General features: G+C 48.2%; 22 protein-coding genes. 20 read left to right on the top strand and 2 right to left on the bottom strand.

All coding sequences use genetic code 11. The features are described from left to right. Positions 1 to 14 precede the first annotated feature (14 nt). The 15 genes from FE296_RS09690 to FE296_RS09620 all read left to right on the top strand — a co-directional run bounded on the left by FE296_RS09690 (position 15) and on the right by FE296_RS09620 (position 12,264). The gene (locus FE296_RS09690; RefSeq protein ID WP_150364843.1) at positions 15 to 1,016 is read left to right on the top strand and encodes a beta-ketoacyl-ACP synthase III; all 1,002 of its coding nucleotides are present in this window, start codon (positions 15 to 17) and stop codon (positions 1,014 to 1,016) included. Continuing rightward, positions 1,006 to 2,298, top strand: a complete 1,293-nt coding sequence (locus tag FE296_RS09685) for an ATP-grasp domain-containing protein (protein ID WP_223868829.1) — start codon at positions 1,006 to 1,008, stop codon at positions 2,296 to 2,298. The genes FE296_RS09690 and FE296_RS09685 overlap by 11 nt, the downstream gene beginning before the upstream one ends. Beyond that, entirely contained in the window at positions 2,295 to 3,290 is a 996-nt protein-coding gene (locus tag FE296_RS09680; protein WP_124113659.1) for an NAD-dependent epimerase/dehydratase family protein, read from the top strand. Before FE296_RS09685 ends, FE296_RS09680 begins: the two co-directional genes overlap by 4 nt. Further along, positions 3,284 to 4,144 carry an MBL fold metallo-hydrolase gene (locus FE296_RS09675; protein WP_150364842.1) on the top strand — a complete coding sequence of 287 codons (861 nt, stop codon included), beginning with the start codon at positions 3,284 to 3,286 and terminating at the stop codon, positions 4,142 to 4,144. The genes FE296_RS09680 and FE296_RS09675 overlap by 7 nt, the downstream gene beginning before the upstream one ends. Next, positions 4,141 to 5,457 carry a F390 synthetase-related protein gene (locus tag FE296_RS09670; RefSeq protein ID WP_150364841.1) on the top strand — a complete coding sequence of 439 codons (1,317 nt, stop codon included), beginning with the start codon at positions 4,141 to 4,143 and terminating at the stop codon, positions 5,455 to 5,457. Before FE296_RS09675 ends, FE296_RS09670 begins: the two co-directional genes overlap by 4 nt. A 79-nt stretch (positions 5,458 to 5,536) precedes the next feature. After that, on the top strand, positions 5,537 to 6,433 hold the full coding sequence (locus FE296_RS09665; protein WP_411860573.1) for an SDR family oxidoreductase: 897 nt from the start codon (positions 5,537 to 5,539) through the stop codon (positions 6,431 to 6,433). A gap of 214 nt (positions 6,434 to 6,647) precedes the next feature. Continuing rightward, a complete protein-coding gene (locus FE296_RS09660) occupies positions 6,648 to 7,229 on the top strand; it encodes a DJ-1/PfpI family protein (protein ID WP_150364840.1) in 582 nt (193 codons plus the stop codon). Then, positions 7,226 to 7,804: a GNAT family N-acetyltransferase gene (locus FE296_RS09655; protein ID WP_150364839.1), complete on the top strand. Its 579-nt coding sequence runs from the start codon at positions 7,226 to 7,228 to the stop codon at positions 7,802 to 7,804. Before FE296_RS09660 ends, FE296_RS09655 begins: the two co-directional genes overlap by 4 nt. Further along, positions 7,801 to 8,685 carry a serine/threonine-protein kinase gene (locus tag FE296_RS09650; protein WP_150364838.1) on the top strand — a complete coding sequence of 295 codons (885 nt, stop codon included), beginning with the start codon at positions 7,801 to 7,803 and terminating at the stop codon, positions 8,683 to 8,685. Before FE296_RS09655 ends, FE296_RS09650 begins: the two co-directional genes overlap by 4 nt. Before the next feature lie 107 nt (positions 8,686 to 8,792). Continuing rightward, complete coding sequence (locus FE296_RS09645; protein WP_317889407.1) at positions 8,793 to 9,146, top strand: hypothetical protein; 354 nt, start codon at positions 8,793 to 8,795, stop codon at positions 9,144 to 9,146. 2 nt (positions 9,147 to 9,148) lie between these two features. Further along, on the top strand, positions 9,149 to 9,865 hold the full coding sequence (locus tag FE296_RS09640; RefSeq protein WP_150364836.1) for a GNAT family N-acetyltransferase: 717 nt from the start codon (positions 9,149 to 9,151) through the stop codon (positions 9,863 to 9,865). Between the two features lie 162 nt (positions 9,866 to 10,027). Next, the gene (locus FE296_RS09635; protein ID WP_167483519.1) at positions 10,028 to 10,336 is read left to right on the top strand and encodes a GNAT family N-acetyltransferase; all 309 of its coding nucleotides are present in this window, start codon (positions 10,028 to 10,030) and stop codon (positions 10,334 to 10,336) included. Between the two features lie 67 nt (positions 10,337 to 10,403). Beyond that, entirely contained in the window at positions 10,404 to 10,790 is a 387-nt protein-coding gene (locus FE296_RS09630; RefSeq protein WP_124113667.1) for a hypothetical protein, read from the top strand. Between the two features lie 115 nt (positions 10,791 to 10,905). After that, the gene (gene murI / locus FE296_RS09625; RefSeq protein WP_150364835.1) at positions 10,906 to 11,688 is read left to right on the top strand and encodes a glutamate racemase; all 783 of its coding nucleotides are present in this window, start codon (positions 10,906 to 10,908) and stop codon (positions 11,686 to 11,688) included. A gap of 24 nt (positions 11,689 to 11,712) precedes the next feature. After that, a complete protein-coding gene (locus FE296_RS09620; RefSeq protein ID WP_150364834.1) occupies positions 11,713 to 12,264 on the top strand; it encodes a histidine phosphatase family protein in 552 nt (183 codons plus the stop codon). Between the two features lie 71 nt (positions 12,265 to 12,335). Here FE296_RS09620 and FE296_RS09615 read toward each other — a convergent pair whose 3' ends face one another. Beyond that, on the bottom strand, positions 12,336 to 12,698 hold the full coding sequence (locus tag FE296_RS09615) for a DUF423 domain-containing protein (protein WP_124113670.1): 363 nt from the start codon (positions 12,696 to 12,698) through the stop codon (positions 12,336 to 12,338). Between the two features lie 64 nt (positions 12,699 to 12,762). Beyond that, positions 12,763 to 13,692 (bottom strand): type I pantothenate kinase, encoded by a 930-nt coding sequence (coaA, locus tag FE296_RS09610; RefSeq protein WP_150364833.1) that lies wholly within the window; start codon positions 13,690 to 13,692, stop codon positions 12,763 to 12,765. A 194-nt stretch (positions 13,693 to 13,886) separates the two neighbouring features. Between coaA and FE296_RS09605 the strand changes: the two genes are divergently transcribed. From FE296_RS09605 to FE296_RS09585, 5 genes are all read left to right on the top strand, one after another. Then, entirely contained in the window at positions 13,887 to 14,675 is a 789-nt protein-coding gene (locus FE296_RS09605) for a DUF3891 family protein (protein ID WP_150364832.1), read from the top strand. Between the two features lie 238 nt (positions 14,676 to 14,913). Next, entirely contained in the window at positions 14,914 to 15,423 is a 510-nt protein-coding gene (locus tag FE296_RS09600) for an 8-oxo-dGTP diphosphatase (protein ID WP_150364831.1), read from the top strand. A 28-nt stretch (positions 15,424 to 15,451) separates the two neighbouring features. Next, positions 15,452 to 15,817, top strand: coding sequence for a YybH family protein (locus tag FE296_RS09595; protein ID WP_150364830.1), 366 nt, complete (start codon positions 15,452 to 15,454; stop codon positions 15,815 to 15,817). 255 nt (positions 15,818 to 16,072) lie between these two features. Further along, positions 16,073 to 16,570: a GNAT family N-acetyltransferase gene (locus FE296_RS09590; protein ID WP_091014876.1), complete on the top strand. Its 498-nt coding sequence runs from the start codon at positions 16,073 to 16,075 to the stop codon at positions 16,568 to 16,570. Then, complete coding sequence (locus FE296_RS09585; protein WP_124113674.1) at positions 16,571 to 17,005, top strand: NUDIX domain-containing protein; 435 nt, start codon at positions 16,571 to 16,573, stop codon at positions 17,003 to 17,005. It begins immediately after the preceding gene. The last annotated feature ends 408 nt before the right edge of the window (positions 17,006 to 17,413 follow it).

Here is a 17,413-nt window from a genome sequence, read left to right as displayed (position 1 = left end):
AAGAGGTTGGGGAAATGCAACTTAGAAGAGTAAGGATCGCAGGAACAGGGAAGTACCTGCCTGAACAGAAAGTCACCGATGAGGAACTGGATCGCCGCTTGGGCGTGCCTGCGGGCTGGGTTAGCAAAGCCACAGGCGTAGGTGTGCGACATTATGCTTCGGGTGAAGAAACCTCCTCTTTCATGGGTGCGCGGGCTGCGGAAGCTGCACTGGCGGATGCAGGATTACAATTCAGTGATATCGACTGTCTGGTGTGTACCAGTGGCACGAAGGAACAACCGTTGCCAAGTACGGCGGTGTTTATCCAGCAGGCCATGGGGCAGCAAGATTCGGGCGTACCTGCTTTTGATATGGATGCAACCTGCCTGAGTTTCCTGAACGGACTGGATGTGATCTCCTATATGGTAGATGCCGGACGTTACCGGCGAGTACTGCTCGTAGCCACCGAGATTGCCTCAGCGGGACTAAATTGGTCGGATAAAGAGAGTGCGGCCCTGTTCGGAGATGGAGCAGCCGCCGTTATTATTGAGCGTTCGCCTGAAGGGTCATCCTCACAGATTGTACATGCTTCCCTTCAAACCTACAGCCGAGGTGCTCGCTTCTCGGAGATAGCAGGTGGCGGTACACGGCTGCATGCTTCGAATTATAATGCAGATCAGCCTGAACCTTACCTATTTCATATGGATGGACAGGCCATCTTCCGCATGGCTTCCAGACTTTTACCCGGATTCATTGGTGGTATGTTGCAGGCTACCGGGAATCGGATGGAGGATTTCCAATTGGTGATTCCCCACCAGGGGAGTGCCATGGCGATGAGACTGATCCGCAAAAAGCTAGGCATTGCTGAAGATCGGTTTATGGACATCACACGAAATCACGGCAATACAATTGCGGCATCGATCCCGATGGGTCTGCATGAAGCGATTAGACAACAGCGGATTCAGCGGGGAGATCGGGTGTTGATGATTGGCACGGCTGCCGGATTATCATTGGGAGGACTCATTTTTGACTACTAGATCTGGGGAAACCGGACATCGTACAGCTGCTTCTCTTCGTGTGCTGCTTACAGGCGGAAGGGCTCCCGTGACGCTCGATCTGGCACGTATGCTTCATCGGGCAGGCCATCGGGTCTATGTTGCGGAGAGCGCCGTACGGCATCTGACCAGATCATCCCGTGCAGTGAAACAGTGCGCTGTGGTTCCATCGCCGCGTCATGACACACGTAATTATCTGGCGGAACTGGAACGGTTGGTACAGGATTGGCAGATTGACCTGCTGATCCCCATGTGTGAAGAAGTCTTCTATGTTGCTCAAGGGGCAGATAGACTGCGTGCATATTGTCGTGTTCTGGTTACAACTATGGAGCAATTACATGAGCTGCACCATAAATACGATTTTATCCGGCTTGCAGGTTCACTCGGTCTTCCCGTTCCCGATACGCGCTTGATCAACAATCAGCAGGAATGGATGGAAGTTCAGTCTGTTCTGGGAGAAGCAGGAGATTGGGTTTGGAAACCGGTGTATTCCCGCTTCGCAGCCAAAGTTCGCATGCCCACACGTTTGATCGATGACGCTGGGGCAGGGACTGCCCAGGAAGGACACACAAGCAAAAAGAAGCATCGACATTTACGTAACAATCCTCCGGAAGAAGGAGAATTATCCCCTGCTTCGCCTTGGGTTGCACAGGCCTACATTCCTGGTCAGATGTTATGTACATACAGCATAGCCCACGAAGGGCAACTGGTTGCGCACGCCACTTACGACAGCCGCTACCGCACAGGAAGCGTGGGGGCCAGTGTGTTTTTTGAACAGGTGGAACATGAGGGTGCCCTTGCATGGGTGAGACAATTTGTGCAGGCAACAGGTTTTAGTGGACAGATTGGGTTTGATTTTATAGAAGGTCAGGATGGGCAAGTATACGCGATTGAGTGTAATCCGAGGGCAACGAGTGGGATTCATCTGTTTCACCCCGGAGATGACTTGGTGCGTGCACTAACTGAACCGGAGACGTTGGTCAAGGAAGGAAGGATGATCACGCCCGCACGGGGCAGTAAAGCCATGCTCTTGCTTCCCATGTTGGGAAGCGGGCTGCAGCAGATCTTCGGCAAAGAAAAGTTCCGGGCATGGGTAGCTGCCTGGCGTGGAGCCCGGGATGTGGTCTATATGCGTAAGGATATCCAGCCTTTATTTGAACAATTTGCAGTGGTGCTGTCCGCCTGGCGTCTGGCAAGATCACAGAAATTCTCGTTGACTGAAGCTTTGACTCACGACATAGAATGGAACGGTGAACAACAATGAACAGAGCATTGGTTACAGGAGCTACGGGATGTCTGGGCAGGCATCTCGCGATACGACTTGCAAAAGAAGGATGGGAAGTCACGGGCATGGGCCGACAGCCCAAGGTTGGTGCAGAACTTGAGTCGGCAGGAATCCGATTTCTGAACGGAGATATACGGGATGAGGCGGCAGTAAATGAAGCGTGTACGGGGCAGGATGTGGCCTTTCACTGTGCGGCGCTGTCCTCACCATGGGGCAAGTATAGGGACTTTTATAGCAGTAATGTGGAAGGGACACAGAAACTCATGGATGGCTGCCTGAAAAATGATGTACAGCGATTCATACATGTCTCGACTCCAAGTATCTATTTTAACTACATACCGCGATTTAACGTACATGAGAATGACCCGTTGCCATCCAAACCAGCCAATCATTACGCAGCCACGAAGCTTCTTGCGGAGCAGGTTGTGATGGAGGGGCATGCGAAGGGACTTCCGTCGATCATGATTCGACCGCGAGCCATCTTTGGTCCATATGACCAGACGTTGTTTCCCAGAATTGTCGCGGCCAACGCGAAATCAGGCGTGCCGATGATTGGCGGGGGACAGGCATTCATCGATCTGACATGTGTGGATAATGTGGTGGACGCGTTGTTGTTGTGCCGTGATGTTGGTGCCACAGCACTCGGCAGAGCCTACAATATCTCCAATGGCGATCCAAGGGCGTTTAATGAGTTGGTAAGCAGCCTGTTTGGCATGCTGGATATGCCGCTGCGTCGCCTTAACATTCCTTATCGGATGGCATATGGTGTGGCAGCGTTGCTGGAGCGAGTCCATGGCTATATTCCTCGGTTGGGTGAACCCGCGCTGACACGGTATACAGTCGGCTCGTTGTCCATCCCGCAGACGTTGGATATTACGGATGCACGGGAGCAATTGGGATACGTCCCTCGGGTGTCTATTAAAGAGGGTTTACAACAATTTGCAGACTGGTGGAGGGCTGAATCATGCTGACGACAACTCCGGTAGAACTATATCTGGGTGCGGCAGGTTACTGTACACATCCAGAGTTTCTGACGCTGCGCGGTGGTCGGTTGAGATCGGTGCCTTTCCCGGCAGGTTTTGCCTGCATCATTCATCCCGTACATGGACCGATCCTGCTGGATACGGGATATAGCTCCCGCTTTTTCAAGGAAACGGCTCATCTGCCCAATGCACTGTATCGTCATATTACACCGGTGGTCTATCGTGAAGAGGATAGTGCCGTTCATTTTTTGGCTCGAATTGGGCTGAAAGCTTCGGATATCCGGTATATCATCCTCTCTCATTTTCACGGCGATCACATCGCGGGTGTACGAGATTTCCCGGAGGCACAATTCATCTATCTGCCAAGGGCTTATGATGCTGTGCGCTCACTTGGTCCAATTGCGGCTGTGAAGGCAGGTTATCTGTCCGGGCTGCTGCCTGAGGATTTTGCGGCCAGATCATTGCCAGTTACGCGTCAGCCTGAGCGGTGGACGAGAGCGGGGGAGGAGTTCCCTTTTGATGAAGTCTACGATATCTTTGGCGATGGCAGCCTGCTGGGGGTGGATGTATCCGGTCATGCGGAAGGCATGATGGGACTTCTGTTGCGTACAGAAGAACATGATTATTTCCTGTGCGCGGACGCGGTGTGGTCGAGTCGGGCTTTTCGTGAACAGCGCAGACCTCATGCGCTCGCGGGTATCATTATGTCTGATCGACAGGAATACCACCGTAACTTTGACAAGCTTGTCCAGCTGCATCAGCAGTTTCCCCACATTCGGATTGTGCCGAGTCACTGCCGAGAGGTACTGGACGCTTGGGGTACAGGAGGGCTGAAACGATGAGCAATACCCTTCGTATTGTGGTACATTATGCGCTTGCACGCGGGCTGCGAACATGGAAAACGCGAGAACAACTGGAGCGCTGGCAAGAGCGCCGGATTATTCGGCATGTCCATCAGATCCGTGCCCGATCACCGTTTTACCGAAAGTGGTGGGGTGGCGTGGACGTATCCAACTGGAGAAGCTTTCCGTTGATTGACAAATCAATCATGATGGAGAACTTTGATACACTGAATACGGTAGGCATTACCAAAGATGAAGCGTTGGCTCTAGCAGGTGAAAGTGAAGAAACGCGTGACTTCAAACCCTCCATTCAAGGCGTGACGGTTGGACTGTCTTCGGGCACGTCAGGGAACCGGGGGATATTTCTGGTGAGTGATCGGGAGCAGGATGCGTGGACGGGTACGGTGCTGGCCAAGTTGCTGCCTGGTGGACTGTGGAAACCTGCCAAGATTGCGTTTTTCCTGCGGGCCAACAGTAATCTGTATGAATCGGTGCAGCGCGGCAAGTTGCAGTTTCAGTACTTTGATCTGCTGGAGCGTGTGGAGAATTTGGTGAAGCGGTTAGAAACCTACCAACCTACCGTGTGGGTGGCTCCTCCATCCATGCTGCGTCTGTTGGCGGACGCCTATGTGGCAGGCCACCTGACTGCTGTACCGGATAAAATCATCTCTGTTGGCGAGGTGCTGGACCCCCTGGATCGCAAGGTGCTGGAGCAGGTCTTCGGACAGACCGTTCATCAAGTCTATCAGTGTACAGAAGGGTTCCTGGGTGCGACCTGTCGTTATGGCACGCTGCATTTGAATGAAGACATCGTGCATATTGAAAAAGAGTTCATTGATCCCTCCACCCGACGGTTCGTGCCCATTATCACAGACTTCTCCAGAACATCACAGCCGATCATCCGGTATCGGCTGAATGATATTCTGACCGAGGCGGCGCTGCCATGTGCCTGTGGTTCCCCGTTTACCACCATTGAGCGGATTGAAGGCCGCTGTGATGACACACTTTATTTTACACAACTACATACGGGTGAGGCGGTACCGATCTTTCCGGATTTCGTCACCCGTTCTGTCATAGCGGGATCGCCAGAGATTGAACATTATCGTGTGGTGCAGCAAGAGGACGGGACGATGGAAGTGTCGCTAGTACTTGGTGGAAATGCAGCACTGGGGCAAGTAAAGGCTGATGTGTTGCAGGAATTGAACAAGTTGGCAGACAGGATGGATTGTACTTTGCCAGAGGTGAGGTTCGTTCCGTATGCGTTCAAACCAGGGGTCACCAAGCTACGCAGGGTGGAGAGACAGCTTGATTGAGCTGGTGAGAAAATATTGCGGGAGAGCAGGTGGCTGAATGACAGTGGTGACATACAAGATAGGAGATGGACAGCAACGGATGCAGACAGAGAATCATAGAAATGAAGAAACGAAGGAAAAAAGAATATCAACATCCGGTGCATATGATCCCGTGGCTCTCATTACAGGCACATCCAGTGGCTTCGGTATGTTAACGGCCATTACTCTTGCCAAGCAGGGATACCTTGTTGTTGCCACAATGCGCGACCTGAATCGAAGAGAAGAGTTGGTCAGACTTGCAGGAGAGGCAGGCATAACAGAACGTTTGGTGTATGAGCAGCTGGACGTTACGGATTCTGAATCGGTGCAAGCAGCTATAACCAAAGTCGTTCAGGATTATGGGCGCATCGACATACTGGTGAACAATGCAGGATTTGCGGTTGGCGGGTTCATTGAGGAAGTATCGATGGAGGATTGGCGACGCCAGATGGAAACGAATCTATTTGGATTAATCGCCGTGACACGTGCGGTCCTGCCTGTAATGCGTGAACAGAAGCAGGGGTTGATTATTAACTTGTCCAGCGTAAGTGGCTTGTCCGGTTTTCCGGGGTATGCGCCCTATGCAGCCTCCAAATTCGCTGTGGAGGGATTCACCGAAAGTCTGCGGCATGAGATGTCTTCGTTTGGCGTTCGGGTGGTATTGGTTGAACCAGGCGCTTATCGTACGCCAATCTGGAATAAAGGTTTGGGTGAGATTCACCGGAGCGAAAACTCTCCATATAAGCATAAGCTGGATGCGGTTCTTCGTTATTCCAAATATGCGAGCGAGACGGCACCCGATCCACAGGAGGTAGCTGATCTGATTGGCCGAATTGCCCGGATGCGTGCACCAAGACTTCGATATGCTCTCGGAAAAGGTTCGCGTATGCTCATCATAGGTAAAGCACTGCTACCGTGGAAGTGGCTGGAGCGGATTATCGCCCGTGGTTTAAAATAGAGATTAGGCAGGAGCCAAAATTGTACAGTTTGCGAATGGGAGGGGTTAGCCATATTCGAATTCATCGTCATTATTTTACTTCTTGCGATTGTGGGTCTGCTCTTTCATATCAATAGCAAGCTGCCAGCGCGTGACCGGGTGAAGGAAGCGATGGAACATGATCGGAATCAGAAACATAATCAGGATGCTCCAAATTAAAACGCGGAGGTTACCAATGAAAATTGCATTCGTTTTGTTTGATGGACTGACTTTCCTTGATTTTGCAGGGTTTTATGATGTGATCAATCGGTTGAATTTCTTTGAACCTACCAAAGGAACGACGTGGGAAACCTGTGCCATGACAGATCAGGTCACGGATGAGTCTGGTCTAACGTTGAAGGTGGATCGAGTGAAGCCTGACCTGTCGGAATATGATCTCGTGTTTATCCCTGGAGGCATGGGAACGCGCAAGCTTCGATATGACGAAGCCTTCGTAGGTTGGCTGAAACAGGCTGAGTCTGTGCCTTTGAAGGTTTCCGTGTGTACAGGCTCTCTGCTGCTGGGTGCAGCTGGTTTTTTATCCGGTAAAAAAGCAACAACACATCCACATGCATATAATTTGCTTGAGCCGTATGTCACCGCGGTGATTCAGAAGCGGATTGTAAAAGATGGAAATGTAATTACAGCTGGTGGAGTAGCCACGTCCATTGATCTGGGGATTTATGTTGTTGGGTTGCTTGCAGGACAGGAAGCGGCAGCGAATGTAAAACTTCAGATCGATTATCCTTATGAGTTGCAGGGAGTGGTCGAAGAATGAATGAAGGCCGAAAGCAAGAGACCTATACCATTCGCAATATTCAGCGGGATGAAGCAGACATTTACTGGCCTTTGCGACTGGAAGCACTGAAAACCCATCCTGAAGCCTTCGGGGCTTCGTTTGAGTTGTCCATTCAACTCCCCATGAGTCAAGTGCATGAGCGAATACATAATGAACCGGATGATTATATTCTGGGAGCATACACAGAAGAAGGAACCTTGGCGGGAATGATGGGTTTCAAAAGAGAGTACGGCCTAAAGCTCAGGCACAAAGGCATGATCTGGGGCGTCTATGTTGCTCCGCCATATCGGGGGAGTGGGCTGGCTTCACGGTTGCTCCGCGAAGTGCTGGATCGGGGAAGACATCTGGAAGGTATCAAGCAGATTAATCTGAGTGTAGTGACAACAAATGAATCAGCCCGACGTTTATACGAGCGATATGGGTTTGAAGTTTATGGCATCGAGCGTAACGCACTGGAAGTCAATGGTCAGGGATATGATGAGGCGCATATGAATTACTTTTATACGGAGCATTCAACATTGAATGAAAATATCACAGCAGGAGGGGTTCTATGACAGATCATATTGAACTTGAGATCGACGGTGTTTCCTTTGTCTTAAAAGAGTCTCATTCTTTCGATTGGTTACAGCCCTTGGGTAAGGTTTTTCGCGTATTCGATCAGCAAGATTCAGGGAATCTCTCTTTTGGTATTGTGCAAAGGGATGGAAAGCGATTGTTCGTTAAATATGCGGGAGCACATACGATTCATGCGAATCATACGGGAAGTCCCCCGGAAGCCATTCGTAATCTGAAATCATCTGTTTCCGTATACGAAGATTTGGCGCATGACACGTTGATTCGACTAACGGATCATTTTGCAACGGATGAGGGCTATGCCTGTGTCTTCGACTGGGTGGATGGGGAGTGTCTGCACTCCCATTGGTATTTCCCACCTCCGGCCAAGTATGAAGATCCGCGTTCGCCCTATTATCGGTTCAGACAGCTTCCAGTGGAGACACGCATTCGGGCGACGGAGGAGATTCTGGATTTTCATATCGAGGTGGAACGAAGAGGTTATGTGGCTGTAGATCTGTATGATGGCAGTCTGATCTATGATTTTGACAGAAACTTTATGAAAATTTGTGATATCGACTTGTATCGGAAGGGCTCTTTTACCAATACCATGGGGCGTATGTGGGGATCTTCCCGCTTTATGTCTCCCGAAGAGTTTGAGCTAGGCGCGCCCATAGATGTGGTTACCAATGTATTCAACATGGGGGCAACGGCTTTTGCGTTGCTCGGCGGGGAGAAAGATCGTTCCTATGAGAGATGGGATGCCGGAGAAGCATTGTATCAGGTTGTGATACGTGCAGTCAGTGCTGATCGGTCCCAGCGGTACGCAACGATTGCGGAACTTGGTGAGGCCTGGGAACAAGCTGCCGTGCAAGGGCAATGAGTGGAGCGGTGTAATTTTCGCAAATATGCATAATCCATTCGTATGTGTGTTCGAAATCCCGTATAATGGAAATTATTAAGGGGGTGCAGACGATGTGCAGATATGCCATGTCAGGACCATATAAAGACATCTATGTTTGTTTCATTTGTCGCAAATCTTTTAAACAAGTTTCCAGACATGACCTGAGCCCTGAGGTGGTGGCACAACTTGAATATAAATGCCCGCAATGTGCCACGTCTATGGTTAGCATGGGACAGGATTTCCAGGCACCCAAGCAAAATGATACCAAACAATGGACCAAAGTGATGATACTGTATCGTCATGGTTATACCTATCATAATTGCGGGTGCGGGGCTGGATATCGCCCGGCTGATTTACGTGAATTATCCGATTTTCTGGATCAGCAAGAAGCTGGTAAAAGCAGTGAAGGCAAACGATTATTGCAAAGGTTAACTTCATAGTTATGGTTCCAAAATCCAACCTGTCGTCTATGGAAATGTTGAAAATACAGGTGAGCACGTTGTATACAATCAATGAGCAGCAGCGTCTATTAAGCATTAACGAGCCGGGTGGTGGGCAGGCTCCAGCCATTTTTATTGGCATGACTTCTGCCGGTTCACTGATCTATTATCATGAGCAGTTACCGCCTAATCTAATGGATGAGTTGGGTAAGGATTGCGAGCTTCCGTTGGATATTCCGAAACTGATTCGAAAGGTGGAAACCTTTGAGCCAGTTAACCATGTATGGATGGGACCCGCCTATGCTTTTCCTGAGTCATCTGACGAGTGGAATCATAAGGTTCAGTTGATTGGTCAGGAGCAGCATTATTTGCTGGCAGAGCATTTCCCTGAATTAACAGACCACTTGCATGAAAAAAGCCCTGTTGCCGCTTATGTTATTGGGGATTCTGCTGTGGCAGTGTGCTGCTCCGCAAGACTCTCCGATCATGGGGCGGAAGCGAGTCTATATACGGCACCCGGTCATAGAGGACATGGATATGCAGCGGAGACGGTAAAGTGCTGGCAGTATTATGTCAAGGAGCGTGGACGCATGCCAATCTACAGTACATCTTGGGATAATCTCGCTTCACAGCAAGTTGCCCGTAAACTGGGATTAATTCAGTTCGGTGTGGATTTCAGTATCACAACTGTAGATTTGAGGAAGGACTGTGATGTCTGATGATCCGCATTTTCGTACAAAAGGATCTGCAGTATGTCATTGAAGCGCATATCCGAATCTATCGAAACGAGTATAATTATGATCATAGCTTTGCTGAATTTATCACCAACGCGGTGAATTCATTTGGACTTAAAGGCAATCATTCGAGGGAGATGTTATGGATTGCCCGAGTTAGATCAGACAGCTTCTGGCTCCATAGGACTTACTCAGGTGAATGAAAATACGGCTCAACTTCGCTGGTTTTTGATCGAACCGGAAGCGCGTGGTGCAGGATGGGGCGGGAAGCTTATCGAACAGGCAGTTCTTTTTGCAAAAGAAAAGGACTACACATCCGTGATCCTGTGGACGAATGAGTCTTTGATCGGCGCGCGTAGATTATATCAATCTGCGGGCTTTGAAGTGAAGGAAGTCCGCAAGCAGATGTTGTCAGGTCAGGAGCTTACCGAAGAACAATGGGAACTTGTTCTGTAGTTGGCCGGGGGCTTGAGCATGAAAGCCGAATCTGTTGTCTTAACTCATTGTTGAAAGGAGTGGCACAGTGAATCGCAGAAGACTGATTCTGGGTTTGTTATCCGTATGCACAGCCTTGACGGTAGTAGCATGTTCGACTCGGACAGAAGACCAAGCATTATCAGCAACCATTGAAAGCAAGTTGCAGCAGATGGTTAGCGACCCTGTCCTCGTGACCAGCAGTAATCCCAATGATTATATTGGTGGTAACCGTGAGGCTTACGACGACATTTTGAATACGGGGGAGGCCGGACTGCTTTTCCTGCTGCAGCAGCTCGAATCCAGTCCGGATAATGGTCTTAAGGAATGGATCATGGCTCAGGCCAGTACTGAACTTCTTGGAGAGCATAACCCCGTAGAGGCATGGCATAGTGGCAAGGACTGGCTCAGGCAGTATAAAATGAACGTAGAATAATGGGTCATCATCCTAGTGTGTGATGAGCCGGAAGTACAAACCTCACCTCCAGTCAGCATGAGCAGCATTGAGAGGTTCTTGGAACCCGAAAGAATACATTATAGAGGTGAAATCCTTGAATAAGAAAATTGCTTTTTTTGATTCAGGCATTGGTGGTTTAACCGTTTTGCATCAGGCATTACAACAGTTTCCGGAAGAAAAATTTCTGTACTACGCGGATACCCTGCATGTCCCGTATGGAACCAAGTCTGCGGATCAGGTTAGAGGACATATTTTTGATTGTGTGGAAGCCATCGTTCAGGAGGATGTTCAAGCAATCGTGATTGCTTGTAATACAGCAACAAGTCTGGCTGTGAAGGATCTGCGCGCCAAGTACGATATCCCGATCATTGGCATGGAGCCTGCGGTGAAACCAGCCGTGGAGATGAATCGTGATAGTGGGAAGAGAGTGCTTGTATTTGCCACGGCCCTCACCTTGAGCCAAACCAAGTATAACGAACTGGTATCACGTGTTGATGATCACCACAGTGTGGATTCCATTGCGCTGCCGGAACTTGTGGAATGGTGTGAACAGCTGGATTTTGATCCGGGCAAAATCGCTGATTATTTCCGCTTCAAGCTGGCAGATCTCGATCTTCATGGGTATGGCACAGTGGTGCTTGGTTGCACGCATTATCCATTCTATACGTCCATTCTGCGCACGGTTCTGCCCGATCATATACAGATTATTGATGGCAGTACAGGTACGGTGAACCATCTCAAGCAGCGGCTTGGACTGGTGGCTCAACATGGAGACAGAACAGGGAAACAAGTCACTTTCCTCAGTTCATCAGGCCGACCGGAAGAGCAGGAGAAGATGTACAGTGCACTCCAATATCTTGAGAAGAACTCCATGTAGGTTACACCATAGGAGGTGATTGCTATGCAGTCCATTTACCTTATCCGTCACGCCAAGGCCACAGGGCAGGAACCCCATGCAGAGCTTACAGATGAAGGGATCAGGCAGTCCGAAAAACTTGCAGATATCTTGGCTCATCATTCCATAACGTATATTGTCTCCAGTCCATGGAAAAGGGCCGTTCAGACGGCTATGCCACTGGGCATAGCAACGCTGCAACGTATACATACGGATGAACGTCTCCAGGAGAGGATACTTAGCTCTCTTGATCTGCCTAACTGGATGGACGTACTGAAACGTACATATGATGATTTGGATTGGGTGGAAGAAGGCGGGGAATCTTCGAGAAACGCGGCTGCAAGGGGGCTGGCACTACTGGAAGAGTTATGGAGCAGACCGGAACAGCACGGAGCCGTAGTTACACATGGGAACTTGTTATCACTGCTTATTCGTGAGTATGAACCATCCTTTGGTTATGAAGAGTGGGCCAAACTGTCTAACCCGGATGTGTATGTGCTGGAGAGACAACGACCGGATGCAGGGATGTCCACCATTCGGAGAATTTGGACAGATTAAACAGTAAAAGAGTGCTCCAGCGATATTATATCAGCCAGAACACTCTTTTACTGTTTATCCATGGGGCATATTTACAATGCGGCAATCATGATCATAACCCATCCAGCCAAAAATGCGACTCCGCCAAGTGGGGTAATGGCTCCCAATTTGCGAACACCCGTTACACTTAAAGCGTACAGGCTGCCAGAGAACAGGATGATCCCGGCGAACATCAGCCATCCGGCAAGCATGACGAGTGAAGAGGATTCGAGACGGTCTGTCAGCAGTCCGATCAGGATGATCCCTAGTCCGTGGATGAGGTGATATTGAACACCGGTTTCATAGATTTTGATCATGTCAGCGGATAGTTTGCGCTTGAGCGCGTGTGCGCCAAAAGCACCCAAAGCAACAGCCAGGAACATCATAATACTGCCGAGTATAATCAGGGTTTGCAATGTGTTTTTCTCTCCTTTTAAGGGTAATTAGTTATAACATCAAAGTGTACTGCACGAGTGTTGTCTACAGTTTACGCAATTGAATCTGCCCAATGGAGTGATCGGCTTCCTTTTTCAGAATCAGTCTGGCACGGCCTTTGGTTGGCAAAATGTTTTCATGCAGATTTTTGGCATTGATATCCCGCCAGATCTGGTTGGCCGTACGCACGGTTTCTTCTTCATCGATATTGGCGAATCGTTGATGGAAAAAGGAATCCGTGTTCTGGAAAGCTGTATTGCGGAGCAGCTTGAAACGCTCAACGTACCAGTGTCGTATATGCTCTTCTTCCGCATCAATGTAGATGGAAAAATCGAAGAAATCACTAACCAGCAAAGGCGTTTCCTTTTTGATCTGAAGTACATTGATGCCTTCAATAATGAGAATATCCGGTTGACAGATCTGCTTCTCTTCCCCTTGAATGACATCGTAGGCGAGGTGAGAGTAGACGGGTGCTTTCACTTCGGGTTTGCCTGACTTCACATCACCCATGAACTGAATCAGGGATTTGATATCATAGCTTTCCGGGAATCCCTTGCGGTTCATGATGCCCTTCTCTTGCAGCACCGCATTGGGATATAAGAAACCGTCGGTTGTGACAAGGTCAACCTTCGGGCTATTCTTACCTCTGGCGAGCAGTGCCTGTAGTAAGCGGGCCGCTGTACTTTTGCCCACGGCAACACTTCCCCCGATTCCAATGATGTAGGGGGTGGGGAGAGCTTCTTTTTTCATAAAGGAGGCCGTCAGTCGATTCAGCTCTCGTGAAACTCTTGCATATAGGTCAATAAAGTGGGTAAGAGGCAAATATATATCTTCGACTTCTTGAATGGATACCTCTTCATTCAATCCCTTTAACTGTTCTAATTCGGCTTCCGTCAGTGGAAGAGTGGTCTGATGTTCTTTAAGTTCAGCCCATTCCTTGCGGTTAAACTCGATGTAAGGAGAGTATAAATTCATGAGATCCCGCTTTCTGTATGTAATATAATTGTGGACACAATCTTTAGTGTATCAAATTTCAGGAAACTGACAACACCTTTACATTGTGCATTTCATAATGCCTTTCGTCAAAATGGAGCGAAAAACAACTTATAGGAAAGTTTAACCCAATTTATGTTAAAGTCAACGTATACCATGCGGAAGGGTGACAGCACATGATCGTATATGAGAGAGAGCATGATTTTGTTTTGACCGCACAGCATGAGCATGGATTAGTAGCCGGAGAGATGGCTTCCCACTGGAAAAATGAATTACTAGCCGATGCTGCGCATCGGGATGAATTGATTCTAGCGGCCAAGGAACATGACCGTGGCTGGATTGAACTGGATTCGTCTCCGTTCTGGAATGATTACAGTCAATCGCCGTATTCGTTTCGTGACTTTCCATTGCGTCCGCGTTTTGTATTCTACCATAAAGGGATTGAAGAAGTTCGTCAGAAAAACCTCTACGCCGGATTATTGTGTAGCTTGATGTACACGGAGCTATTTCAGAAAAATCTGGGGGCCAATGCTCAGGATGATGATGAAATCCGAGATTATCTGCAGCAAGAACACGAACGTCAGCTGGATTGGGAGAAACAGCTTGGTGGTGATGCTGAAGCACTGAAACAGAGGTTGCAAAGTAATGTGGAGATCATGCTTTTCTGTGATCAGCTCAGTCTGTTTCTCTGTATGGAGGAACCTGGAACACCTGCTGCGCGTTATGATTTTTTTGCAGAAGGGCTCAGTTGTACGTTTGATGCCTGTTCCAGACAACCGATTCAGGCAGAGTGGTTATCCAATGAAAAAGTAGGCCTGTCTTTTTTCCCGTTTGATGAGGACTTTACGATCGTTTTGCCTTATAAATCGGTGCCAAAGGCAAGTATCCGCAAATTTGGTATGCAACAGGCTTATCGCCGGGCTGAATGGAAGGAACGCCGGGTGTTGATTACGGAATTGAACTGAGAACAGGAAACTCCAGGTTTGAGGAAAGAGCAGCATAGAATATCACAAAACAGGCGGGCTTCTGATGTACAGGTGTACAGGGCGTCCGCCTTTCGTATGCATATATATCATCATAGACTATAGTATGAGACCGGTGAAAACACCAATGAATCAGAGTGGGAATAAAGAAGGAAAACATAGGTTATTCCCAGAAATGTTAGTGTACAGCAGAGAAGCGCACGTTAGCAGGAGGACGAATATGGATACTAGAATAGAGATATTAACGATGTGTATGGTATGGGACAAAATGAATGATCAGGTGTTGTTAATGAATCGGCCGGATCGCAAAGGATTTCCGGGATACATCGCTCCTGGAGGGAAGGTAGACTTTCCGGAGAGTATCGTGGATGGTGCCGTGCGGGAGGTTCTGGAGGAGACGGGGCTAGCGGTCAATGAGATTACGTATAAAGGGCTTGATGAGTTCTGTGATCCCGAACAAGGATTGCGGTACATGGTATTTAACTATTTGGCGACTTCATTCGAGGGTCAGTTATTGCAAGATCCGCCCGAAGGCGAACTGTTATGGGTACCTATGAAGCGGGTTTTTGAGCTGCCTATGCAGGATTGGTTTGCTGAACGTCTCCCGCGTTTTTTCCAAAAAGGCACTTTTGAGCGGAGCGTGATCTGGGAGAAGTCATCCGGACGTACGCTGCAAGAGACATTTATGGTGTACAGCGATTCGGTACTTGAACAGAGTGGGACCAGATAAAGTTAAAACGTCAGAAGGAGGAAAAATCATGGGATACCAGCATGCCTTGCAAGGATACATTGCGGCGACGAATACACATCAGTTTGATGAAGTCAGTAAATGGTTATCGCCACAAGCTGTATATTGGTTTACGGGAACGTCCTGTACTACCCCTAACGAAATTCGGGCTTATTTTGAGAACGCTTGGAAGACAGTCAAGGAAGAAGTGTATCGTGCTGAAGATGTTAAGTGGATTACGACTAGCAAAGATCAGGCCGTTTGTATTTATACCTACCACTGGAAGGGAATTTATCAGGGAGAGCCGGCTTATGGCAAGGGTCGGGCCACGAATGTATTTGTTGCTGGGTTTGATGGGGAATGGAAATTAATCCATGAGCATTTAAGCTTGGGTTAGGATAAAATAATGCCTCATAATGTATCATCCATATCTATATATTTATATCCAAATATTATGATATAATGAAGTTTACTATTTTTATAGGAGATGACTAGTCTGTGGGTAATAGTGTGTGGGTAATAGTGTGTGATTAATAGATTGAGTAAACTAGTTTGGCGAAATGTAGAATGATATATTTGTGGATTTGCCATACATAGGCTTCTGCAAACAGGACGTAAATGAATATTGTACGATGAAAAGGTGGAGATTGGCATGAAATTGTCGTTCCGGATTTTGGACTGGGAAGAAGAGAGACCCTACGAACTTTTATTAATGGCTGATCCTTCAAAAGCAATTGTGGATGAGTACCTGAGTCGGGGTGTTTGTTTTATTGCCGAGTATGAAGGAGAGATGGTTGGTGAGTTCGTATTGTTGAAGACTCGCCCAGAGACTGCGGAGATTGTTAATATTGCCGTACAGGAAGAACTGCAGGGACAAGGTGTAGGCAAACACATGATTAAGGAAGCGATGGAAGCTGCACGGAGATTGGGCTGCCGGATTCTCGAGATTGGGACGGGCAACTCCAGCTTTCATCAATTGAAGTTATACCAACGTTGCGGTTTCCGCATTATCGGGGTTGATCGTGATTTCTTTGTGAGACATTATGAGGAAGAGATTATAGAGGATGGTATCCGCTGTGTGGATATGATCCGTATGGCCATAGATCTGGATGCTGTTATCGAGGATGAAGACGAAAGGAAGGGTACTTAAGTGAATCGGCATACACATATTGGCGTATATGGTTTGGTCACTTGGGAGCACAAATTCCTGTTGATTCATAAGGCACGCGGGGCATATCAGGGGCAATGGGATTTACCAGGCGGAAGGCTGGAGTTTGGTGAGCAGCCAGAGGCCGCTCTTCATCGTGAGATTGAAGAAGAGACGGGCCTGACCCATCTACAATTAATGATTTGTTCTGCGGAGTCTACGGTTGTGGAATGGGTGCATCAAGGTGAGCCGGAAGAGCTGCACCATATCGGGATGTTGTATGATGTTGTTTTGACCGCAGCCAGTCAGCCGAATCATATCAAAAAAGAACCCGATGGTGAAGATTCGCTGGGCGCGGACTGGTTTACACTGGAGCAGGTTAGAGATCTTTCCCTAACGCCGTTTGCAGAGTATATGATTAGTCAAAGTACGGCTTGATGCGCATCCTCAACTTTTAAATTTGCTGAATTCAAAGAAGCTGCTTGGATAATTTATGTCTGGGCCAGCTTTTTGCTGTGGGTCTCCTGAAGAAAACCCCAATTATTTGTTGAATGTAACGTCAAATGGTTAATGTTTAACTTGACGGTTTGTTTTTGAACATAATGGACCACAATTCAATTAAGGAGGTAAATGGGAGATCGTATGCCTATTTTGTTGTAATTAAGCGTTCGTTGTTCTGCTCAAATTGATCGATTTATTCGATTCATCTAATTTATGCATCAATTGAACTAAAAATAGGAAATGCTCCTGAGCGTAAAAGTTTATAGAATAGATATTAGAACATGGACTTCACTTGAAGAAGAGGAGAAAGTGTAACCTTCGAACGGATCAGGACAGTATTCGACA

The organism is Paenibacillus sp. UASWS1643 (assembly GCF_008693195.1).
GTDB lineage: Bacteria > Bacillota > Bacilli > Paenibacillales > Paenibacillaceae > Paenibacillus > Paenibacillus amylolyticus_B.
Note: the sequence above shows the minus strand (reverse complement) of the source record. Positions and strands in the feature narration are given on the sequence as shown.